The 21,797-nt window shown below is 68.6% G+C and carries 20 protein-coding genes, 1 tRNA gene and 1 pseudogene; 9 read left to right on the plus strand and 13 right to left on the minus strand.

Annotated features, from left to right (window positions below; genetic code table 11):
- Nucleotides 1-32 precede the first annotated feature (32 nt).
- The gene (gene hrpB / locus LVB87_RS04620; RefSeq protein ID WP_232899740.1) at nt 33-2,531 is read left to right on the plus strand and encodes an ATP-dependent helicase HrpB; all 2,499 of its coding nucleotides are present in this window, start codon (nt 33-35) and stop codon (nt 2,529-2,531) included.
- Between the two features lie 77 nt (nt 2,532-2,608).
- Nucleotides 2,609-2,998 (plus strand): hypothetical protein, encoded by a 390-nt coding sequence (locus LVB87_RS04625; RefSeq protein ID WP_232899741.1) that lies wholly within the window; start codon nt 2,609-2,611, stop codon nt 2,996-2,998.
- Between the two features lies 1 nt (nt 2,999).
- On the opposite strand, the gene LVB87_RS04630 is transcribed toward LVB87_RS04625, so the two are convergent.
- From LVB87_RS04630 to LVB87_RS04645, 4 genes are all read right to left on the minus strand, one after another.
- Nucleotides 3,000-4,118, minus strand: coding sequence for a hybrid sensor histidine kinase/response regulator (locus LVB87_RS04630; protein WP_232899742.1), 1,119 nt, complete (start codon nt 4,116-4,118; stop codon nt 3,000-3,002).
- Nucleotides 4,119-4,240: 122 nt separating this feature from the next.
- Nucleotides 4,241-4,777, minus strand: a complete 537-nt coding sequence (locus tag LVB87_RS04635) for a pseudouridine synthase (RefSeq protein WP_232899743.1) — start codon at nt 4,775-4,777, stop codon at nt 4,241-4,243.
- Nucleotides 4,778-4,801: 24 nt separating this feature from the next.
- Nucleotides 4,802-5,725 carry a methyltransferase gene (locus tag LVB87_RS04640; RefSeq protein WP_232899744.1) on the minus strand — a complete coding sequence of 308 codons (924 nt, stop codon included), beginning with the start codon at nt 5,723-5,725 and terminating at the stop codon, nt 4,802-4,804.
- A gap of 44 nt (nt 5,726-5,769) precedes the next feature.
- Entirely contained in the window at nt 5,770-6,657 is an 888-nt protein-coding gene (locus tag LVB87_RS04645) for a LysR substrate-binding domain-containing protein (RefSeq protein WP_232899745.1), read from the minus strand.
- 106 nt (nt 6,658-6,763) lie between these two features.
- On the opposite strand from LVB87_RS04645, the gene LVB87_RS04650 reads away from it, so the two are divergent.
- Nucleotides 6,764-7,117: a hypothetical protein gene (locus LVB87_RS04650; protein WP_232899746.1), complete on the plus strand. Its 354-nt coding sequence runs from the start codon at nt 6,764-6,766 to the stop codon at nt 7,115-7,117.
- A gap of 42 nt (nt 7,118-7,159) precedes the next feature.
- Here the strand turns inward: LVB87_RS04650 and LVB87_RS04655 are convergent, their stop codons facing one another.
- The 4 genes from LVB87_RS04655 to queF form a co-directional block, all read right to left on the minus strand.
- Complete coding sequence (locus tag LVB87_RS04655) at nt 7,160-9,391, minus strand: NADP-dependent isocitrate dehydrogenase (RefSeq protein ID WP_232899747.1); 2,232 nt, start codon at nt 9,389-9,391, stop codon at nt 7,160-7,162.
- A 210-nt stretch (nt 9,392-9,601) separates the two neighbouring features.
- Nucleotides 9,602-10,102 carry a hypothetical protein gene (locus LVB87_RS04660; RefSeq protein WP_232899748.1) on the minus strand — a complete coding sequence of 167 codons (501 nt, stop codon included), beginning with the start codon at nt 10,100-10,102 and terminating at the stop codon, nt 9,602-9,604.
- Between the two features lie 38 nt (nt 10,103-10,140).
- Nucleotides 10,141-10,473 (minus strand): LysM peptidoglycan-binding domain-containing protein, encoded by a 333-nt coding sequence (locus tag LVB87_RS04665; protein ID WP_232899749.1) that lies wholly within the window; start codon nt 10,471-10,473, stop codon nt 10,141-10,143.
- A gap of 79 nt (nt 10,474-10,552) precedes the next feature.
- The gene (queF, locus tag LVB87_RS04670) at nt 10,553-11,368 is read right to left on the minus strand and encodes an NADPH-dependent 7-cyano-7-deazaguanine reductase QueF (RefSeq protein WP_232899750.1); all 816 of its coding nucleotides are present in this window, start codon (nt 11,366-11,368) and stop codon (nt 10,553-10,555) included.
- 94 nt (nt 11,369-11,462) lie between these two features.
- On the opposite strand from queF, the gene LVB87_RS04675 reads away from it, so the two are divergent.
- Complete coding sequence (locus LVB87_RS04675; RefSeq protein WP_232899751.1) at nt 11,463-12,794, plus strand: APC family permease; 1,332 nt, start codon at nt 11,463-11,465, stop codon at nt 12,792-12,794.
- Here LVB87_RS04675 and zapE read toward each other — a convergent pair.
- The 4 genes from zapE to LVB87_RS04695 form a co-directional block, all read right to left on the minus strand.
- Nucleotides 12,791-13,894, minus strand: a complete 1,104-nt coding sequence (zapE, locus tag LVB87_RS04680; protein WP_232899752.1) for a cell division protein ZapE — start codon at nt 13,892-13,894, stop codon at nt 12,791-12,793. The genes LVB87_RS04675 and zapE overlap by 4 nt on opposite strands.
- A complete protein-coding gene (locus LVB87_RS04685) occupies nt 13,891-14,565 on the minus strand; it encodes an alpha/beta fold hydrolase (RefSeq protein WP_232899753.1) in 675 nt (224 codons plus the stop codon). The genes zapE and LVB87_RS04685 overlap by 4 nt, the downstream gene beginning before the upstream one ends.
- Before the next feature lie 106 nt (nt 14,566-14,671).
- Complete coding sequence (locus LVB87_RS04690; protein ID WP_232899754.1) at nt 14,672-15,187, minus strand: c-type cytochrome; 516 nt, start codon at nt 15,185-15,187, stop codon at nt 14,672-14,674.
- A gap of 89 nt (nt 15,188-15,276) precedes the next feature.
- Nucleotides 15,277-15,353 (minus strand) — tRNA-Arg (locus tag LVB87_RS04695).
- Between the two features lie 62 nt (nt 15,354-15,415).
- On the opposite strand from LVB87_RS04695, the gene ubiA reads away from it, so the two are divergent.
- Both ubiA and LVB87_RS04705 read left to right on the plus strand, forming a co-directional pair.
- Complete coding sequence (gene ubiA, locus LVB87_RS04700) at nt 15,416-16,327, plus strand: 4-hydroxybenzoate octaprenyltransferase (RefSeq protein WP_232899755.1); 912 nt, start codon at nt 15,416-15,418, stop codon at nt 16,325-16,327.
- Entirely contained in the window at nt 16,328-17,734 is a 1,407-nt protein-coding gene (locus LVB87_RS04705) for a TIGR00366 family protein (protein ID WP_232899756.1), read from the plus strand.
- Nucleotides 17,735-17,745: 11 nt separating this feature from the next.
- On the opposite strand, the gene LVB87_RS04710 is transcribed toward LVB87_RS04705, so the two are convergent.
- Nucleotides 17,746-18,354: a ComF family protein gene (locus tag LVB87_RS04710; RefSeq protein ID WP_232900457.1), complete on the minus strand. Its 609-nt coding sequence runs from the start codon at nt 18,352-18,354 to the stop codon at nt 17,746-17,748.
- Nucleotides 18,355-18,562: 208 nt separating this feature from the next.
- On the opposite strand from LVB87_RS04710, the pseudogene bioB reads away from it, so the two are divergent.
- The 3 genes and pseudogenes from bioB to LVB87_RS04725 all read left to right on the plus strand — a co-directional run.
- Nucleotides 18,563-19,513: pseudogene (gene bioB, locus LVB87_RS04715) on the plus strand (biotin synthase BioB); the annotation flags it as partial.
- 76 nt (nt 19,514-19,589) lie between these two features.
- Nucleotides 19,590-20,804 carry an 8-amino-7-oxononanoate synthase gene (bioF, locus tag LVB87_RS04720; RefSeq protein ID WP_232899758.1) on the plus strand — a complete coding sequence of 405 codons (1,215 nt, stop codon included), beginning with the start codon at nt 19,590-19,592 and terminating at the stop codon, nt 20,802-20,804.
- Nucleotides 20,801-21,793 carry a multidrug resistance efflux transporter family protein gene (locus LVB87_RS04725; RefSeq protein WP_232899759.1) on the plus strand — a complete coding sequence of 331 codons (993 nt, stop codon included), beginning with the start codon at nt 20,801-20,803 and terminating at the stop codon, nt 21,791-21,793. Before bioF ends, LVB87_RS04725 begins: the two co-directional genes overlap by 4 nt.
- The last annotated feature ends 4 nt before the right edge of the window (nt 21,794-21,797 follow it).

A 21,797-nucleotide genomic window follows, 5' to 3' on the forward strand; every position in this document is an offset into this window, starting at 1 on the left:
AGTTTAGCGCTGCGCACCGTATCCTTCCGCGCGTGAGCGCCCCCGACTTCCCCATCGCCCCGCTTCTGCCGGAGATCCGCGCGAGCCTGCAGGCGCACCCGCGCCTGGTGCTTGAAGCGCCGCCCGGCGCGGGCAAGACGACGCAGGCGCCCTTGGCGTTGCTCGATGTGCCGTGGCTCGCGGGCAGGAAGATCGTGATGCTGGAGCCGCGCCGCGTGGCGGCGCGTGCCGCCGCGGGCTTCATGGCGAAGCAGTTGGGCGAAGCGCCCGGCGAGACCGTGGGCTATCGCATCCGCTTCGAGAGCAAGGTGTCCTCGCGCACGCGCGTCGAAGTCGTCACCGAAGGCATCCTCACGCGCATGCTGCAGGACGACCCGATGCTCGAAGGTGTCGGCGCGTTGTTGTTCGACGAATTCCACGAACGCCACCTCGCCGGCGACCTCGGACTGGCGCTTGCGCTCGACGTGCAGGCGGGACTGCGCGAAGACCTGCGCATCGTCGTGATGTCGGCGACGCTCGACGGCGAACGCCTCGCGCAGTTCCTCGATGCGCCGCGCCTGTCGAGCGCAGGGCGCAGCTATCCGGTCGACATTGCGTATTTCCCCGCGCGCCGTGACGAAGCCCTCGTGCCGCAAACGCGACGCGCGATCGAACACGCGGTCGCAGCGCATACCGGCGATGTCCTGGTCTTCCTGCCTGGCCAGCGCGAGATCGCGCAGGTGGACGCAGCGCTCGCCAACAGCGACGCCCTGCGCGACATCGACGTGCTCGCGTTGCACGGCGAACTCCCCGTCGAACAACAATCGCGCGTGCTGCAGCCTGCGCCGGACCATCGGCGCCGCATCGTGCTCGCCACCAACGTCGCCGAATCGAGCGTGACATTGCCCGGCGTGCGCGTCGTCGTCGACAGCGGGCTCGCGCGCGAGCCGCGCTACGACCCCAACTCCGGCTTCTCGCGCCTGGATATCGTCTCCATCGCACAAGCTTCGGCCGACCAGCGCGCTGGCCGTGCAGGGCGCGTGGCGGAAGGCTGGGCGTATCGCCTGTGGCCGCAGTCGCAACGCCTCGAACCGCAGCGGCGCCCGGAAATCGCGCAGGTCGAGCTGGCCGCACTCGCGCTCGAACTCGCGGCCTGGGGCAGCGCCGACCTGCGCTTCGTCGACGCACCACCGACCGGCGCATTCGCCGCCGCGCGCGACCTGTTGCGTCGCCTCGATGCATTGAGCGGCGATGCCATCACCCCGCTCGGTCGTCGCATGCTCGCGCTCGGCACGCATCCGCGCCTGGCCGCGATGCTGCTCGCGCCGCGCGACGCCACCGAACGCGCCCTCGCCTGCGATCTCGCCGCGCTGATCGAAGCGCGCGATCCCTTGCGTTCGCGCAGCGATGCGCTTGCAGAACGTTGGCGCGCACTGGCGGCGTTCCGTTCGGGCCACGACCCGGGCGGCAGCCGCGCTGCATTCGCAGCCCTCGATACGGGCGCAAAGCAATGGCGTCGCCGCCTGCACGTCGACGCAGCCCCGCCCCGTGCGATCGATGCACACCGCATCGGCGATCTGCTGGCACACGCTTTCCCCGATCGCATTGCGCGCCAGCACGCCACGCAACCGCGCCGCTACCAACTCGCCAATGGCCGCATGGCCACCTTGTTCGATGACAGCGCGCTGTTCGGCGAGCCCTGGCTCGTTGCAAGCGAGCTGCGCTTCGACGCGAAGGACGCGTTGCTGCTGCGCGGCGCACCGGTGGACGAAGCCGCGCTGCGTCGCGACTTCCCGCAACACTTCGTCGAGGAAGACACGGTGCGCTGGGACGCCGCGCGTCGTGCGCTGGTCGCGCAACGCGAGCGCCGCTTCGACGGCATCGTGCTCGAATCCAAGCCCGCCGGCCGCGTCGACCCCGCACTGGCGTCGCGCGCCCTGACCGACGCCGTGCGCGAACTCGGCCTCGAATCCTTGCCGTGGAGCGAGTCGCTGACGCAATGGCGCGCACGCGTGCGCAGCCTGCGCGAATGGGCGCCGGAAGAACCCTGGCCCGACCTCTCCGATGCCGCATTGCTCGACACACTCGATGCCTGGCTACGCTCCGCCTTCGAAGGCAAGACGCGCCTGGATGCACTCGACGAAGGCGAGCTGTCGAACGCACTGCACCAGACCGTCGACTGGAACCTGCGTAGCCGCATCGACGCCCTCGCCCCCGTGCGCATCGTCGTGCCTTCGGGCATGGAGCGCCGCATCGACTACAACGCCGACGACATCGAAGGCGTGCGCCCGCCGGTGCTCGCGGTGAAGCTGCAGGAACTGTTCGGCCTGGCCGACACGCCGCGCATCGTCGAAGGCCGCGTTCCGCTGACACTGCACTTGCTCTCCCCCGGCGGCCGCCCGCTGCAGGTCACGCAGGACCTCAAGGGATTCTGGGAACGCACGTATCCCGAGGTGCGCAAGGAAATGAAGGGCCGCTACCCGCGCCACCCCTGGCCCGACGATCCGTGGTCGGCCACCGCGACGCATCGCGCCAAACCGCGCGGGACCTGAGGCGATCACATACGCTCAACGCGACTTTCCCGACACTGCCGAGCCAACGACCCATGCCACGCCGCAGGAGCCGCCCGATGGAAACCAAGCTCATCGCTTTGCCCGAACGCGCCATCGAATTGGTCGGGAAATGGGGCGGCCAGGCCATGGACCTCATGCCCAGCGCCGACAAGTTGCTCGACACCGGCGCGAAGCTCGGTGCGCTCAAGGGCGGATCGAAAGTGGCGATGAAGTTCGCGAAGCGCTATCCGCTCGTGATCGCCGCGACGGCGGTCGGTGCCGGCGCACTCTGGTACCTCGCGCGCAAGAAAGCGAAGGAAGCGCAGAACGGCAACGGTCGCGATGCGATCGAAGGCAGTGCACGTCGCATCGACGCCAAGCGTCCGGCGCGCAAACGGGCGAGCACCGCGCGCAAGACCACGCGCGCGCGCACGACACAGGCAACGCAGGCGCCGCCGGAAGCCTGACTCAGTTCGCCGTGGCGGGCACCGCGAGCGCGGGCAGTTCGATGATGAACACCGCGCCGCCGCCCTCGCGATCCTCGTACCAGAGATCGCCGCCGGCGCCCACGATGATCTGGCGCGCGAGCGACAAGCCCAGGCCGCTCGACAGCCCATCCTCCATGCCGCTCAGCCGCATGAAGGGCTTGAACAGATCGCGGCGCTTCTCCGCCGGCACGCCGGCGCCGCGATCGAGCACGCACAACTGCCAGTAGCCCGCATTCCCCTGGCGCACTTCCAGCGTGAGCTCACCGCCGTCGGCGGCGTACTTCATCGCATTGGTGATGAGGTTTTCCGCCACCTGCCGCAGCACGCGGCGATCGATGGCGACCGTGTTGCTCGACGCGGGCAGCTTCGCCTGCAGGTGCATGCCGCGGCTCTCCAGCTGCAGCTCGTAACGCTGCGACAGCCATTCGATCGTCTCCCGCAGGCCCGCCGGATGCGATTGCACCTCGCCGCCCTGCGCCTGGGCGATGCGTTCCTGCCCTTCGAGATAGCGGCGGATGTACCCGATCGCATCGTGCGCACTGTCATGGATCATCTGCAGGTAGCGCGGGATGCGTTCGGGCCGGCAGCCGGCCTGCATGAGGATGTCGCTGGCGAACAACACGCTGCTCAAGGGATTCTTGAGGTCGTGCGCGACCAGGTTCACCAGCTCCTGGCGTTCGCGCGCCACGCGTTCGAGCCGGTCGCGCGCCTGCTTCAGCGCGATGTGCGCGCCGACGCGCGCGAGCAGCTCTTCGGGGATGAAGGGCTTGGTGACGTAATCGACCGCGCCGCTGTCGAAGGCGCGCAGCAGCAGCTCGCGATCCTGCGCCGCGGTGAGGAAGATCACCGGCGTGTCCTGCAGCTGCGGATGGCGGCGGATCTGGCTCAGCAGTTCGAACCCGTCCATGCCGGGCATCAGCATGTCGAGCAGCACCAGGTCGGGAATGGTGGCGAGCGCTTGTTCGAGCGCTTCGGCCCCCGTCAGCGCGGAGGCGACTTCGAAACCGTTGCGCGCCAGCAGCGTGCTGACGACGCGCAGGTTGGCCGGCTGGTCGTCGACCACCAGGATGCGGCCAGCGGCTTGTGCCGAATCAGGCATGGATCTCCTTCGGTCCCGGTCCCGGTCGGCGAAATCCGTCTCGCCGTGAAACATGAATAGGCGGGAAAGTTATCAGAATCGTCTTGACGGCGCTCTCATAACGCCCCTCAGGACTGAACGGTTCATCCAATCTTGCGCCATGTGCCCGGCGCGAGCCCCTCGATCCGATGGGGGCCGACCGCCACCCGTACCAGTCTCAACGTGGGAAGCCCCACCGCAGCGGTCATCCGACGCACCTGGCGATTGCGTCCTTCCGTGATCGTCAGCGCGATCCATGCATCGGGCACGGTCTTGCGGAACCGCACCGGCGGATCGCGCGGCCACAACGCGGGCGGAGGCAGGAGCGTCGCCTCCGCCGGCAAGGTCGGTCCGTCGTTGAGCATCACGCCTGCGCGCAACCGGGCGAGCATGTCGTCGGTGGGCGAGCCTTCCACCTGCACCCAGTAGGTCTTGGGTTGCTTGTGCCGCGGATCGCTCAGGCGATGCGCGAGCGGCCCGTCGTCGGTCAACAACAACAGGCCTTCGGAATCCGCATCCAACCGCCCGGCGGCGTATACGCCGGGCGGCAGGCCGAACGTGGCCAGGGTCGGCCGCGGCGGCACGCTGCGATCGGTGAATTGCGACAGCACCCCGTAGGGTTTGTTGAACGCAATCAGCATCCGCGGTGCCGCCGGTCGCAGCGCTTACTTCGTCGGCTTCACGAAGCGCAGCGTCATGCGATCGCTTTCGCCGATCGCCTTGTACTTCGCATCGTCCTTGGCGTCGTGCTGGTTGGTGGGCGGCAGCGTCCACACACCGTTCGGATGGTCCTTGGTGTCCAGCGGGTTCGCGTTGACTTCGCTCTTCGCTTCCAGCTTGAAGCCCGCATCCTGCGCGTACTTGATCACCAGGTCTTCGGTGAGATAACCGGTCTTGATCTGCGTGGGCAGGTCGGTGCCCGGCTTGGCGCGATGGTCCTCGAAGCCCAGCGTGCCGCCCGGCTTGAGCACGTCGTAGAACGCCTTGAAATAGGCCTCCGCGTTGCCGTCCTCGACCCAGTTGTGCGCGTTGCGGAACGTCAGCACGACGTCGGCCGAACCCGCGGGGCCGAACGAGGGGTTCTTCGCATCGAAGATCCGCACTTCGCTCTTGCCGTATTCGGCGGCGTTGCCCGCGATCTTTTCGCGCAACTGCTTGTTGAGGTCGTAGCGATACTTCGGCTGGCCCGCGATGTTGTCGTCCCACACGGCGGCCACGTAATGCCCGTTGTCGCGCAGGTACGGCGACAGGATCTCGGTCCACCAGCCGCCGCCGGGCGTGATCTCGATGACGGTCTCGTCCGCGTTGACGCCGAAGAACGTGAGCATGTCCTTCGGATGGCGGTACTTGTCGCGCGCGACGTTGTTCGGCGTGCGCCAGCTTCCGCCGATGGCCTCGTCGAGCGAGACGCCGGTGGCGTTGGTCACCATGGCGCCGGAGGACGAACTCGCACTGGCCACGCCGCCCTCCGCCGATGCGGACGCCGAGGCGGACGAAGTCGCACCGCTGCCACCCGAGGAGGCGCAGGCGGCGATCAGCGAAACGGCGAGGGCGAGCGACAACGAACGTGCGTAAGGCATGCGTGCCATGGGGCGACTCCGTCGATGGGGGCGTCAGGGTAACGCCGGCCGGTTCAAGTTTGCGCGGCCTGGTAGCGCGCGGCCTCCTCGAGCACCCAGGCCTTGAACACCCCCAGCCCCCGGTGCGCGCGGGACCTCGGCGGATACACCAGGAAGTGGCTGAAATCAGCCTTCAGGCGTTCGTCGAACAACAGCTGCAGGCGGTTGGCGTCGATCAGGGGCCAGGCCAGCGTGAGCCGGCCGAGCACGATGCCCATGCCTTCGATGGCGGCGCGGTGCAGGGTTTCGGAGTCGTCGAAGTTCGCCACGTAACGCCGCGGCGCCTTGCCGCCGAAGCGCGCGAACCAATCGCTCCAGCGCCCGCCCGGTGCACCGAGCAAGGGGAAATCGCCGAGCGTTTCCAGCGTGGGGCGGCCGAGGCGTTCGATCAGCGCGGGGCTCGCGATCGGCGTCAGGTAATCGTCGAACAGGTGCACGGATTCCAGGCCCGGCCATTGCCCCGGGCCATAGCGCAGGCCTGCATCGATGTCGGTGTCGCGCTCGAAATCGACGACGCGGATCGTCGACTGCAGGTTGATCTCCAATTGCGGATGCGCCGCGAGGAAGGCGGGCAGGCGCGGCACGAGCCAGCTCGTCGCGAACGAGGGCATCAGCGTGAGCGTCAGCTTCTCGTCGCGACTTGCACCGAACGGACGCAGCGCATGTTCGATCGCATCGAGGTGTTCGGCCACGCGATCGAACAACTGCTGGCCATCGGCGGTGAGTTCCACGCCGCGCGGATTGCGCACGAACAGGCGTTGGCCGAGGCGCTCCTCGAGCCCGCGGATCTGGTGGCTCAGCGCGCTGATGGTCAGGTGCATCGACTCGGCCGCGCGGGAGAGGTTGCCCAAGCGGGCGGTGGCGACGAAGCCCTGCAGGGCATGCAGCGGTGGGCGGATCACGGCGCCTCCGACTTGAATGGAATTGAAAGCTGGCTTGCCAACTTTGCGATTTTCAGGGGTCGAGGATGCCTCTATCTTTCATTCCACTCAAGAAGGGAGCTGTCCCATGCGCAACGAAACCACTCGTCTGTTCAAGGATCTGCTGTTCCTCAACGGCCACGTCGCCGACCCCCGGCTCGGCGCCGAACTCGCCTCGGAACAGCCCGAAGCAACGCCGGAACGCCCCTCGGAGGGCACCATGAACCTGTTCAAGAGCCTGTGGCTGCTGGGCGGCCTGGAATCCATCAGCCTGCGCGTCGGCGAAGACGACGAGCTCGCCTTCGGGCCGACCTACGGCAACGACGTTGCGTCGCAGCGTGTGTTCGGCAAGCGCGTGGAAGACGAAGCCGACGACGCCGTCGTGTACGCGCCGCGCGTGAAGGCGAAGCCCGCCCACGCCGCGCGCATGGCGCATTGCTGAGTCAAACCGGGCGCGGCCTTGCGCCGCGCCCGGATGTTTCGATCAGGCGCCGAGCTTGCCGAGCGCCGCGTTGAACGTCGCGCTCGGACGCATCGCCTTCGCCAGCAGCGCCACGTCCGGCTTGTAGTAGCCGCCGATGTCCACGGCCTTGCCCTGCACGGCGTTGAGTTCTTCCACGATCTTCGCTTCGTTGTCCGCCAGCGCCTTCGCCAGCGGCGCGAACGTCGCCTTCAGCGCGGCATCGTCGTTCTGTGCGGCCAGCGCCAGCGCCCAGTACATCGCCAGGTAGAAGTGGCTGCCGCGGTTGTCGAGCGTGCCGAGCTTGCGGCCGGGCGACTTGTTCTCGTCGAGGAACTTCGCGTTCGCCGCATCCAGCGCATCGGCCAGCACCTTGGCCTTCGCGTTGTGGTTGGTTTCCGCGAGGTGCTCGAGCGAAGCCGCCAGCGCGAGGAACTCGCCGAGCGAATCCCAGCGCAGGTAATCCTCGACCACGAACTGCTGCACGTGCTTCGGCGCCGAACCGCCCGCGCCGGTTTCGAACAGGCCACCACCGGCCATCAGCGGCACGACCGACAGCATCTTCGCGCTGGTGCCGAGTTCCATGATCGGGAACAGGTCCGTCAGGTAATCGCGCAGTACGTTGCCGGTGACGGAGATCGTGTCTTCGCCGCGGCGGATGCGCGCGAGCGAATGCGTCATCGCATCCACCGGTGCGAGCACGCGGATGTCCAGGCCGCTGGTGTCGTGGTCCTTCAGATACGTCTCGACCTTCGCCAGCACCTGCGCGTCGTGCGCACGCGCCTTGTCGAGCCAGAACACCGCCGGCGTATGCGACAGGCGCGCGCGCGACACGGCGAGCTTCACCCAATCGCGGATCGGCGCGTCCTTGGTCTGGCACATGCGCCAGATGTCGCCGGCTTCCACCGTGTGTTCGAGCACGACCTTGCCGCTCTCGTCGACCACGCGCACGGTGCCGTCGTGTTCGATCTGGAAGGTCTTGTCGTGCGAGCCGTATTCCTCGGCCTTCTGCGCCATGAGGCCGACGTTGGGCACGCTGCCCATCGTGGCCGGATCGAAGGCGCCGTTGACCTTGCAGTCTTCGATGACCGCCTGGTAGATGCCGGCGTAGCAGCGATCGGGGATCACCGCCTTCGTGTCCTGCAGCTCGCCCTTCGCGTTCCACATGCGGCCGGAGTCGCGGATCATCGCGGGCATCGAAGCGTCGACGATGACGTCGCTCGGCACGTGCAGGTTGGTGATGCCCTTGTCCGAGTTCACCATCGCCAGGCCGGGGCGCGCCTTGTACTCGTTGGCGATGTCGGCTTCGATCATCGTGCGCAGGTCTTCCGGCAGCGAGGGCAGGCGCGCGTAGAGGTCGCCGATGCCGTTGTTGGGGTCGAAGCCGGCCTGCACCAGCGCACCTTCATGGCGCGCGAGCACGTCGCGATAGAAGCGGTCGACGACCACGCCGAACATGATGGGGTCGGAGACCTTCATCATCGTGGCCTTCAGGTGCAGCGAGAACAGCACGCCCTTCGCGCGCGCATCCTCGATCTGCGCATCGACGAAGCGCGAGAGCGCCTTGTGGTTCATGGCGGCGCCATCGACGATCTCGCCGGCCTGCACCTTCACCTTGTCCTTGAGCATCTTGGTGCCGCCATCGGCACCGACGAACTCGATGCGCAGCGCACCCGGCTTGTCAATCGTCGCGGACTTCTCGCTGCCGTAGAAATCGCCGGCGTCCATGTGCGAGACGTGCGAAGCCGAATCCTTCACCCACGCGCCCATCTTGTGCGGATGCTTGCGCGCGTACTGCTTCACCGACAGCGGTGCGCGGCGATCGGAGTTGCCTTCGCGCAGCACGGGATTCACGGCGCTGCCCTTGACGCGGTCGTAGCGCGCCTTGAAGTCGGCTTCGCGGTCGTCCTTCGGTTCGTCCGGATAGTTCGGCAGCGCGTAACCCTGCTGCTGCAGTTCCTTGATCGCGGCCTTCAGCTGCGGCACCGAGGCGCTGATGTTCGGCAGCTTGATGATGTTGGCTTCGGGCGTGGTGGCGAGCGCGCCGAGTTCGGCGAGGTCGTCGTTGATGCGCTGGTTCGCGGGGAGCACGTCGGCGAACTGCGAGAGGATGCGGCCGGCGAGCGAGATGTCGCGCGTTTCGACGTCGATGCCCGCGGTCTTCGTGTAGGCGGCGACGATCGGGAGGAAGGACTGCGTCGCCAGGAACGGCGCTTCGTCGGTGAGCGTGTAGAGGATCTTCGGGGTGTTCGACATGCGCGCGCTGCCTGCAGGGTGGTGGGCGCGCGGGGAGAGCCGCCGCGCGCAGGGTCCGCCATTTTCGCGGTTCCTGCGCGCCGGGGCTACTGCGGCAGCGGCGGATGGCGCTGCAGCCCGTACGGCTGCGTTCGGAAAGCGCAACTGAGCAGCAATGAAAATGGGCGCGACCCGGGGGCCGCGCCCATTCGTTGCTCCGACAGGGTGCGCTTACTTCACGTCGAACTCGCGCGTCTGCACCACGCTGCCATCCAGCATGACTTCCACCTTGTACTTGCCGGTCGGCCACGGCTTGCTGTTGGTGATCTCGAAGTCCCAGGCCTGGTCGCCCTGGAGCTGCACGTCGCGGGACTCTTCGTTGACGGTCTGGTTGCTGTCGACGTGCGTCCAGCGCGCGCCGATCTTCGCGGGCGTTGCAGCGGCGCCGGCGCGCGTGCCGACCGCGGCGATGATCTTGTCCTTCGCGCCGAAGGTGGTCATCGGCGTGGCGATCTTCATGTCGGCGCCGGCGGCATTGCCGAGGTCGACGGAGGTGACGCTCGCAGCGATGGGCGCGGGCGTCATCATCGGCGGCGGCGCCGCGACCGTGGCCGCGGGCGGCGGCGTGGCGACCACCGGTGCTTCGGCTTCCTTCTTCTTGCAGCCGGCGACCGCGAGCACGGCGCACAACGCGACGGCGGCGGGAACGGCGATCAGGCGAATGCGATTCATGGCAGGGCTCCTGCGAAACGTGGGCGATGGGGAGGCGTTCAATGCGGCGCGTCGGGCGCGCCGTCGCCGTCGAGGTCGATGGCGGGGATCTTCAGGACCTGGCCAGGCTGGATGCGGTCCGGGTCGTCGAGCTGGTCGCGGTTCGCTTCGAAGATCGCGTTCCATTTGTTCGCGCGGCCGTAGTGCGCCTTCGCAATGTGCGAGAGCGTGTCGCCTTTCTGCACGGTGTAGGTCGTGCCTTCGGGTGCCAGGCCTTCTCCGCGCACGGTCCCGGTCACGCCGCTGAAGTCGGGCTTCTCGGGAATCACGCCTTCCGTGCCGCGCACCGTGCCCTGCACGCCGCTGAAGTCGGGCTTTTTTTCGTTGCTCATGGAGGGGGCTCCCCCCGGCGCGGGGGCGGCCGGGGACGCCGCAGGGAAGCACGTGCCGCGTTAAGGCTGCTTCACCGGATCATTGGCGCAGCGCGCGCACCGCAGTGGGTGGCGCGAATCCGGGCGTGGCGCGCCACGGATTGATGTCGAGTCCGCCGCGTCGCGTGTACAGCGCTTCGACCGACAGGCGTTCGGGACGGCAATGTGTCATCAGGTCGACGTGGATGCGTTCGACGCATTGCTCGTGGAACTCGGCGTGGTCGCGGAAACTCACGAGGTAGCGCAGCAGTCCCGCCGGATCGATGCGCGGGCCGCGATAGTCGATGCGCACTTCGGCCCAGTCGGGTTGGCCGGTGACGGGGCAGTTCGACTTGAGCAGGGCCGAGCGCAGGCGTTGCTCGACGATGTCATCTCCGCACGACAGATAAGCGGCCTTCGGCGGACCGTAGTCGTCGATCGCGATGTCCTGCGCATCCAGGTCCACGACGCCCGCGTCGTCGCCGACCATCGGCGGCAAACCGAAACGCACGTCGACCGGTGCACCTGCCGCCTTCGACAGATCGCCTGCGATGCGTGCGCGCACTTCGTCCGCGCTGTCCATGTGCGTCGCGTTGAACGAGTTGAGATAGAGCTTCAGCGATTTGGATTCGACCAGGTTCGGCGAAGCGGCGGGCACGGTGAACGTCGCGACCTGCACGACGGGTTTGCCGCGCGCGTCGAGCCAGGACAACTCGTACGCGTGCCAGCGATCATGGCCTGCAAACGGTAGCGGCGCACCCTCGGGCAGGGCGAGCGCGGTGCGCCCGATCGTGCGGGCGATCGGGAACAACAGGCCCGGGTCGTAATGGCGCGGATAGTCGACGGGGCGGCCGAGCGGGAGTTCGTGCGAAGTCATGGCGGCCATTCTACGGACCCCCGCGTGACCAGCCGGACGGGACTCGCGTTCACGGCGCGGGCATGCGACGCTCGGCCGACCAGGGGAGACAGCGATGGATCAGCCGATGCACGCACCACGCGCCACCATGCAAGGGGAAGCCGCACTCATCCGTGCCGTCGGCACGTTCGCGCTGACGGCCGCCGTCATCAACGTGATCATCGGCGGCGGCATCTTCCGCATGCCCGCGTCGCTGTCGACGCAGGTCGGCATGGCCGCGCCCCTGGCGCTGATCGCCGGCGCGATCGCGATCATCCCGATCGCGCTGTGCTTCGCCGCGGTCGGCAGCCGCGTGCTCGCCACGGGCGGCCCCTACACCTACCTGACGGCCACCTTCGGCCAGTTCGCCGGCTTCATCGCGGGCGCGCTGATGTGGATCAGCAACATCACCTCGAGCGCGGGCGTCGCCGCGGCCTTGTCGGAACAGGTCGCCAACCTCGTGCCGGCCTTCGCACCGGCGCTGCCGCGTGCGTTGCTGATCACGGGCGTGTACGGCGCGTTGTTCGCGCTGAATGCGTTCGGCGTGAAGCTCGGTGCGCGCGCGATCGTCGCGCTGGCGGCGCTGAAACTCACACCGCTGTTCCTGCTCGCCGCCATCGGCATCTGGTTCGTGGACTGGAGCCAGGTGAGCTTCGCGGTCGGCGACGTGCCTTCGTGGAGTGCGCTCGGCGCGTCGATGGCGCTGGTGATGTTCGCGTACTCCGGCATGGAAACCGCGCTCGTGCCCTCCGGCGAACTGCGCGATCCTTCGCGCAACGTGCCGCGTGCGACGGTCGCGGCGATCCTGCTGGTCGTGCTGCTGTATCTCGGCCTGCAGATCGTCGGCCAGGGCGTCCTCGGCGCGGGCCTGGGCAAGAGCAGCGTGCCCGTCGCCGACACGGCAGCCGCGTTGTGGACGCCGGCGCGCGTGATCTTCCTCATCACCGCCTGCATTTCGATGACGGGCTTCATGATGGGCAACCTGCTCGGCACGTCGCGCCTGGTGTACGCGCTCGGCCGCGACGGTTACCTGCCGCGCGTGTTCGGTCGCGTGACCGAATCGCATCGCGTGCCGATGTGGGCGCTGGTCGCGCACGCGGTGCCGGCCTGGGTGCTCGCGATCGCGGGCAACTTCGATTCGCTCGCGCTCATTTCGGGCGGCGCGATCTGCCTGGTGTACGGCTTGGTCAGCATGGCGGCCTGGCGTGCGCAGCGCCGGGACCTGCGCGAACGCGGCGATGCGCCCTTCGTGCTGCGCGGTGGCCCACTCGTGCCGGCGCTCGCGGTGGGTGCGATGGTGCTGATCGTGATGACGCTGACGCAGAAGGAGTTCGCTGCGATCGGCATTGCGCTCGCGGCGCTCGTCGCGGTCTACGCCGGGCTGGTGTTCGTTCGCCGCCGCGCTTAAGCGCGGTGTTCGAGCGCGAGGTAATCGGCCGACTGCATCTCGATCAGGCGCGATGCAGTGCGCTCGAAGGCGCCGAGCAGGCGTTCGCCGGAATACAGCTGCATCGGCGTGGCGTCCGCGGTGCAGACCAGGTTGACGTGGCGGTCGTAGAGCTCGTCGACGAGATTGACGAAGCGCCGCGCGGCATCGTCCTTCAGCGGCGTGAAATGCGGGATGCCGCCGAGGAGCAGCGTGTGGCATTCGCGCGCGAGTTCGATGTAATCCGACGTACCACGCGGGCCTTCGCAGAGCGCCGCGAAATCGAACCAGGCCAGGCCCTCGGCCAGTTCGCGCGAAGCAATCGTGCGGCCGTCGACGACGAAGGGCCCTTCTTCGCGCGGGCAACCGTGGCTCAAGGCCTCCCAGCGTTCGCGCAGCCACGCATCGGACTCCGCGTCGAGCGGCGCGCGATAAACGGGTGATTGCGTCAACGCGCGCAGGCGATAGTCCTGCGGGCTGTCCAGGTGCACGACGACGCAATGCTGCTGCACCAGCGCGATCGCCGGCAGGAAGCGCGCGCGCTGCAGGCCGTCCTTGTAGAGGTCGGCGGGCGCGGCGTTGGAGCTGGTGACCAGCGCGATGCCTTCGGCGAACAGGCGTTCGAGCAGGCGCGCGAGCAACATCGCATCGCCGATGTCGCTGACGAAGAATTCATCGAGCACCAGCACGCGCAGGGACGCGCGCCATTCCTTCGCGATCGCGGCGAGCGGATCGCGTTCGCCGGCATGCGCGCGCAGCCGCTCGTGCACTTCGCGCATGAAGCGGTGGAAATGCGTGCGGCGCTTCTGCGTGATCGGCAGACCGTCGTAGAACAGGTCGATCAGGAAGGTCTTGCCGCGGCCCACGCCGCCCCACAGGTACAGGCCTTGCGGCGCGGCAGGCGTCGCATTCCCATTGCCGAACAGGCGCCCGAAGAACCCGCGCCCCTCGACGGGCTGCGACAAGGCGTCGTGCATCCGATCCAGTTCGCGCAACGCGGGATGCTGCGCCGGATCGTCCTGCCATTCGCCTCGCGCCACACCGGCGGCGTAGGCCGCCGATGGCATCGTCGATTCGCTCATGCGCCCGGCAACCAGGGCCGCACGCCGCTCTTGATCGCACCGCGCAGGTCCATCAGCTTGCGGTGGAAGAAGTGGCTGGTCTCGGGCATCAGCACGAGTTCCGGCGGCGGTTTCAGCTGTTCGGCCCAGGCCTTCACTGCCTGCGCGTCCACGATTTCGTCGGCTTCGCCCTGGATCACGAGCCACGGGCACTGGGGATGGGCGATGTCCGTGAAGTCCCAGCTGCGTCCCACGGGCGGCGCGATCGACAGCAGCATGCCGGGCTGCAGGTCCGCGGCGTTCTTGTAAGTGACATAGGCGCCGAAGCTGAAGCCGGCGAGCCACAACTGTTTGCCCGGATGCTGCGCACGGGTCCATGCAACGACGGCGCGCAGGTCGTCGCTCTCGCCCCGGCCTTCGTCGAAGCTGCCTTCCGAACGCCCGACGCCACGGAAGTTGAAGCGCACCGTGGTCGCGCCGGATTCGCGCAGGGCGCGCGCGGCCATGGTCACGACCTTGTTGTGCATCGTCCCGCCCTCGGTGGGCAGCGGGTGGCAGACGACCGCGACCAGCGGCAGCGGCGCGGCGTCGTCTTCCGGAACGTCGACGCCGACTTCGAGCTTGCCGGCGGGGCCATCGATCAGGAAGGCCTGGTCCGCGGGGGCGACGCCTGGGGGAACGGGAGTGCTCATCGCATCATGATGCCGGAGCGGCTGTCGGGACCGCGCATTTCCATTCCCGTAAACGAAAACGCCGCCCACGGGGGACGGCGTTCGCGGGCTGCCGGGTGGGCAGGCCTTACTTCACGTTGGCCAGCATCCAGTCGACCGTGGCCTTGACCTGGTCGTCGGTGAGAGCCGGGTTGCCGCCCTTCGGGGGCATCACGCCCGCCGTGCCCTGGAAGCCTTTGATCGCGTGCTTGTGCAGCGTCTCGACGCCCTTGGAGGCGCGTGCGCCCAGGCCGGCCGCGGTCAGCATCGGCGCGCCGCCCGCACCCGAGGTGTGGCAGCCGGTGCACAGGTTGTTGAAGATCACCGAGCCGTCCATCGTGCCGCCGTAGGCGACCGAGGACGCGGCCTTCGCCGCCGCCGCCGCAACGGCCGCCGCCTGCGCCGCAGCGCCGGTCTGGCCCGCGTAGACCGCGCCGGCCGGCGCGATGCGGTTGAGCTGGCGCTGCACGGTCGCCGGATCCACTTCGGCCGGGACGCGGCCCTGCAGGTGGTGGGCGAACAGGATGAGCGAGACGGTGAGGGCGGCCAGGAAGCCGATCACCATCGAGAATTTCTTGAGGAAGTCGAGGTCGTAGTTGCGCACGATCCGTCCAGGTGCGCGTTGCCGCGCAAAGCCAATCAAAGAGCCGCGGATTATTCCAGAAGCGCCGAATTCGCGCGAGTCGGGGGGTTTGGCGCGCCCGGAGGGATTCGAACCCCCGACCAATGGCTTCGGAAGCCACTACTCTATCCGGCTGAGCTACGGGCGCTTTGCGATGGAATCCCGCGGGTGCCCACGGGGCGCGCATTCTCGCACAGGAGGGGGACGACGATGAGCTACGAACGCGATTACGCGCCGGTCCCGCCACCGGTCCCGGCCTGGCGCGTGCGCCTTGGCCTGTACTGGCAACTGGTGCGCGGTGACCGCCCGGTCGGCTGGCTGCTCCTGTTGTGGCCGACGTGGTGGGGGCTGTGGATCGCTGCCGACGGCATCCCGCCGTGGTGGACCCTGATCGTCTTCAGCGCCGGCGTGTGGCTCACGCGCTCGGCGGGCTGCGTCATCAACGACTACGCCGATCGCTGGCTCGACCCGCAGGTGGAACGCACGCGCGACCGGCCGTTGGCCACCGGCGCGGTGCGCGGGCGCGAAGCGCTGATGGTGTTCGCCGTCCTCATGCTGGCCGCTTTCGCCCTCGTGCTGACGATGAATCGGCTCACGATCTATCTCAGCGTCGTCGGCGTGCTGCTCGCCGCCAGTTATCCCTACCTCAAGCGCTATACCTATTTGCCGCAGGTGTACCTCGGGCTCGCATTCGGATGGGGCATCCCGCTGGGATTCGCCGCGATCCACGGCGAAGTGCCGCCGATCGCGTGGGTGCTCTACGCCGCGAACATCCTGTGGGCGACGGCCTACGACACCTGGTACGCGATGGTCGACCGCGACGACGACCTGCGCGCCGGCGCGAAGTCCACCGCGATCCTGTTCGGCGACCTCGATCTCATCGCGCAGGGCGTGCTGTACGCGTGCTTCTTTTTCGCGCTGTTCCTGGTGGGCCGCCAGGCCGCGCTGGGGCAGGCGTACTGGATCGCACTCGGCATCGCCGCGCTGCTGGTCGCCTGGGAGTTCGTGATTGCCCGGCATCGCGAGCGCGAGGCGTGCTTCCGCGCGTTCCTGCACAACCAATGGGTCGGGGCGACGGTGTTCGCGGGCATCGCGATCGCGCTCTGGCAGAAGGCCCACTGAGTGGCGCGCGAGGCCTGGCCGTCGCGCTTCGCCCGTCGCTGCGCCGACTGGGCGGAGCGCTGGTTCCCCGATGCCTATGTGTTCGCTGCGCTCGCCGTGGTGGTCGTGGCCGTCGTGGCGCTCGCGTTCGGCGCGTCGCCGCGCGAGACCGCGGGTGCTTTCGGCAAGGGCTACTGGAGCCTGATTCCTTTCACGATGCAGATGGTGTTCGTCGTGATCGGCGGCTACGTGCTGGCGAGCGCGCCCGTGGTGTCGCGCGCGATCGATGCGCTCGCGCGCATTCCGCGCACGGGACGCGGCGCGGTGGCGTTTGTCGCTACGCTGTCGATGCTGACCTCCTTGCTCAGCTGGGGGTTCTCGCTCGTGTTCGCCGGCCTGCTCGTGCGCGCGCTGGCCAGGCGCGATGCGCTGCAGATGGACTACCGCGCCGCGGGCGCCGCCGCGTACCTGGGCCTGGGCGCGGTGTGGGCAATGGGCCTGAGTTCCTCCGCCGCGCAGTTGCAGGCCAATCCCGCGAGCATGCCGCCGGCGTTGCTCGCAATCACCGGCGTGCTGCCGTTCTCGCAGACGATCTTCCTGTGGCAATCGATCGCGCTCACGACGGTGCTGATCGCGGTGTCGGTGGCGATCGCATGGTGGACGGCGCCGACGGGTGATGCCGTGCGCGGTGCGCCCGCCGAAACGCCTCCGCCTGCCCCGACCGCGCGCAGCGCGCGCCGCCCCGGTGACTGGCTCGAAACCACGCCGCTGCTGACCATCGCGCTGTCGCTGCTCGCCTTCGGCTGGCTCGCCAGCGAGTTCACCTCGCGTCCGTTCACTGCCGCGATCGCCGACCTCAACACCTACAACCTGCTCTTCCTCTCGCTCGGCCTGCTGCTGCACTGGCGTCCGCGCAGTTTCCTGGACGCCGTGGGCAAGGCGGTGCCCGGCACCGCGGGCGTGTTGATCCAGTTCCCGCTGTATGGCGGCATCGCCGCGATGCTCACGGGCGCCGCAGGCGCCGACGGCACCACGCTGGCGCATCGGCTTTCGGATCTGTTCGTGCAGGTGGCGAACCGCGACACCTTCGCGCTCGTGATGGGCACGTATTCGGCCGTGCTTGGATTCTTCGTGCCTTCGGGTGGCGGCAAGTGGCTGATCGAAGCGCCCTACGTGATGCAGGCGGCGAACGACCTGCGCTTCCACCTGGGCTGGGCGGTGCAGGTGTACAACGCGGCCGAAGCACTGCCCAACCTGGTGAATCCGTTCTGGATGCTGCCCCTGCTCGGTGTGCTGGGCCTGCGCGCGAAAGACATCGTCGGCTACACGTTCGTGCAGTTGCTCGTGCACGTGCCGCTCGTGCTCGGGCTGTTGTGGCTGCTCGGCGCGACGCTCGCCTATGTGCCGCCGGTGATCCCCGCCGCCTGAGTGCGTGAGGGTCATGGCGTGCGTGCGCAGACCCAGGCATCCACGCGCAACGCGCCTGCGCGGCGGAGTGCGTGCGCGGCGGCGCGCAGCGTTGCACCGGTGGTCATTACGTCGTCGATGAGCACTACATGCGGGGGGACGCACGCGCTTTCTCGCACGACGAACGCGTTGCGCACGTTGCGCCGCCGCGACATCGCATCGCGCTCGGATTGCGGCGCCGTGGCGCGCCGGCGCACCAGCCAGCGCGTGCGCAGCGGGATGTCGAGTGCGCGTGCGAGGGGCCGCGCGAGTTCCAGCGCCTGGTCGTAGCCGCGCGAACGCAGCCGCCCGGTGTGCAGTGGAACGGGCACCAGCGCATCGGGCTTCTGCAAGGCCGCGAATGCTTCGCTCATCAGTTGCGCCAGCAAGCGCCCCGCCGCCAGGTCGTCGTGGAACTTGAAGCGCGGCAACAGGCGATCCAGCGGTGCGGCATACGCGAAAGGCGCATGCACCTCCTGCAGCGGCGAGGGCACGCGCAGGCACGCCCCGCAGACCCCGGGCGCCGGCAGCGGCAAGGCGCACCGCCGGCAGGCCGCGCGGATCCGGGGCAGGTCCCGCTCGCAGGCCGCGCAGAGGTCCATGCCGTCCAGCCCATCCTCTTCGCAGACCTGGCAGCGGCTGGGCCAGAGCAGCCGGCTCGCGTCGTTGCGCAGCCAGAACCCCAGCCGCGCCCGCAGCCGGCGGACGGAGGAAGGGCCGTCAACCGACGGCAGCGGCGATTGGTTGACAGCAAGGGACATGGTTTCCAGACTGCCCGGCCTGTCCTGCCGTCGCTGTCGGAAAACCCCCATGCCTGCTGTCAGCCCTGTGCGCAACGATTGGTCCCGCGACGAAGTGCTCGCGCTGTTCGCGCTGCCCTTCACCGAACTGCTGCATCGCGCCGGCAGCGTCCACCGGGAGAACTTCGACCCGACCGAAGTGCAGGTGTCGACCCTGCTGTCGGTGAAGACCGGCGGTTGTCCCGAGGATTGCGGCTACTGCCCGCAGGCCGCGCGCTACCACACGGGCGTGGAAGCCACGAAGCTGATGAGCACCGAGGCGGTGGTCGAAAAGGCCCGCCAGGCCCGCGACGCCGGTGCCTCGCGCTTCTGCATGGGCGCCGCGTGGCGCTCGCCGAAGGACCGCGACATCCCGAAGGTCGCCGCGATGATCCGCGAGGTGAAGGCGCTCGGCCTGGAAACCTGCGCCACGCTCGGCATGCTCACCGAGCCGCAGGCACACGCGCTGCGCGACGCGGGCCTGGACTACTACAACCACAACCTGGACACCGCGCCCGATTTCTACGGCGAGATCATCCACACCCGCGAATTCCAGGATCGCCTCGACACGCTCTCGCACGTGCGCGACGCCGGCATGAAGACCTGCTGCGGCGGCATCGTCGGCATGGGCGAGTCGCGCGAACAACGCGCGGGCCTGCTGCACACGCTCGCCACGCTGCCCGCGCATCCGGATTCGGTGCCGATCAACCGCCTCGTGCAGGTCGCGGGCACCCCGCTGGCCGGGACGAAGGAGCTGGATCCGTTCGAATTCGTCCGCAGCATCGCGGTCGCGCGCATCCTGATGCCGCGCTCGATGGTGCGCCTCTCGGCCGGCCGCGAAACGATGAGCGACGAGTTGCAGGCGCTGTGCTTCGCCGCCGGTGCGAACTCGATCTTCTACGGCGAAAAGCTGCTGACCACCGGCAACCCGGACACGGACCACGACCGCCAGCTGTTCGAGCGCCTCGGCATGCGCCCGATGCACGTGGCGTCCACCGAAATGGCGTCGGATTGCAGCACCACCGTGCACGCCGGGATCACCGGCGAAGCGGCCTGACATGCGTCCCCGCCTGCACGAGCGCATCGCCCAGGCGCGCGCGCAGCGGGACGCGCAATCGCGCATCCGCGTCCGTCGCCACGTGGCGCGGCGCGACGGCGTGCGTTACGAAGTCGATGGCCACTGGCTCGTCGGCTTCTGCAGCAACGACTATCTCGGACTCGCGCATCAGTTCGGCGTGGTGAACGCGCTGCAGGATTCCGCGGCGCGCGATGGCGCGGGCGGGATGGCCTCGCACCTGGTCTGCGGCCACCACCAGGTGCACGACGCGCTGGAGCGTGAACTCGCGGATTGGTTGCAGGTACCGCGCGCGCTGCTGTTCGGAAGCGGCTATCTCGCCAACCTTGCCGTCGTGCAGGCACTGCTCGGTGATGACGATGTGTGCGTGCAGGATCGCCTCAACCACGCGAGCCTGATCGATGCGGCGCGCCTGGCCGGCTGCAAGCTGCGCCGCTATCCGCATTGCGATGCCGAAGGTGCGCTGCGCCAGTTGCGCAGCGTGCCGGACGTGGGCGCGATGGTGGCCACCGACGGTGTCTTCAGCATGGATGGCGACCTCGCGCCGCTGCGCGAACTCGCCCTTGTCTCGCGCGTGCAGCACGCGTTGCTGTACGTCGACGATGCGCATGGCGTCGGCACGCTCGGGCCCGACGGGCGCGGCAGCGTCGCCGCCGCGCGCCTGGACACCACCGCCGTGCCGCTGCAACTGGTCACGTTCGGCAAGGCGCTGGGCAGTTATGGCGCCGCTGTCGTCGGCGACGCGGACCTCGTGCGCCACCTCGCCGAAACCGCGCGCCCCTACATCTACACCACGGCCTTGCCGCCGGCGCAGGCCGCGGCCTCGCTCGCCGCGGTGAAGCTTGCACGCCGCGAACATTGGCGCCGCGAAAAACTCGAAGCCGCGATCGCACGCTTCCGCGAAGGTGCGCGCAAGCGCGGCTTCGAACTGATGGCGTCGAACACGGCGATCCAGCCCTTGCCCTGCGGCGACGAAGAACACGCCCTGGCCTACGCGAAGGCGCTGGAAGCGCAGGGTTTCTGGATCTCCGCGATCCGCCCGCCGACCGTGCCCGAAGGCAAGTCGCGCCTGCGCATCACCCTGTCGGCTCTGCACACGCCGGCGGACATCGACGCGCTGCTCAACGCCCTGTCATGGGCGCGCGATGCCATCGACCAGGGCTTCGGCAACGGCGCACCCGCGCTCGAGCACGCATGACCGCGGGCCCGCACGACACGCGCCGCGCGCTCGCGGCGATCGGCATTGCGTTGCTGTCGGCGCTGTTCTTCACCATGACCTACGTGCTCAACCGGGTGAGCGCGAACGAAGGTGGCCACTGGGCGTGGATCGCTGCGCTTCGTTACCTCATCACGCTGCCGCTGCTCTTGCCGCTGATGCCTTGGCAAGGTGGCGTCGGGCCGGTGCTGCGCGCGATACGTGCGCATCCGGGGCCATGGTTCTCGTGTGCGTCGATCGGCTTCGTCGCGTTCTACCTGTTGTTGTCGTTCGCAGCGAACAGTGGTCCTTCGTGGCTCGTGGCGGGCAGCTTCCAGTTCACCGTGGTGGCGGGCATGTTGTGCGCGCCGCTGCTGTACCGCGATGCGCGCGCCAAGGTGCCGACCTCCGCGCTCGCCGTCGGCGCGCTGATCCTCGTCGGCGTGGCGATGTTGCAGATCGGCCATGCGAAGGGACACCTGGATCGCGCGGGCTGGATCGCCTTCGCCTGCGTGCTGGCCTCCGCCACGCTGTATCCCATCGGCAATCGCCTGTTGCTGCTGCACCTGGAGCGCACGGGCGAACATCTCACCGCGACCCAGCGCGTGTTCGGCATGACGCTCGCGAGCCAACCCTTGTGGCTGCTCGTGGCTGCATTCGCGTGGCAGCACGTCGGGTGGCCGTCGTGGGAACAGGTGTCGCTCGCCGGCGGCGTGGCGATGAGCGCGGGCATCGTGGCGACCATCCTGTTCTTCCAGGCGACCGGCATGGTGCGCAACCAGCCCGCCGCACTCGGGGCCGCCGAAGCGATGCAGGCGGCGGAGCTGCTGTTCGCGATGGTCATCGGCGTCGCATTCCTCGGTGAAACGTGGCCGCACGGCATTGCCGTGTGGGGGGCGTGCGTCGTGATGATCGGCATCGTGGCCTTCGCGTGGCTCGCTTCGCGTCCGTCGAAAACGCCGATCCCGCTGCCCGAGGAACCGCACGGATGAGTGC

The organism is Lysobacter sp. KIS68-7 (assembly GCF_021284745.1).
Lineage (GTDB): Bacteria > Pseudomonadota > Gammaproteobacteria > Xanthomonadales > Xanthomonadaceae > Noviluteimonas.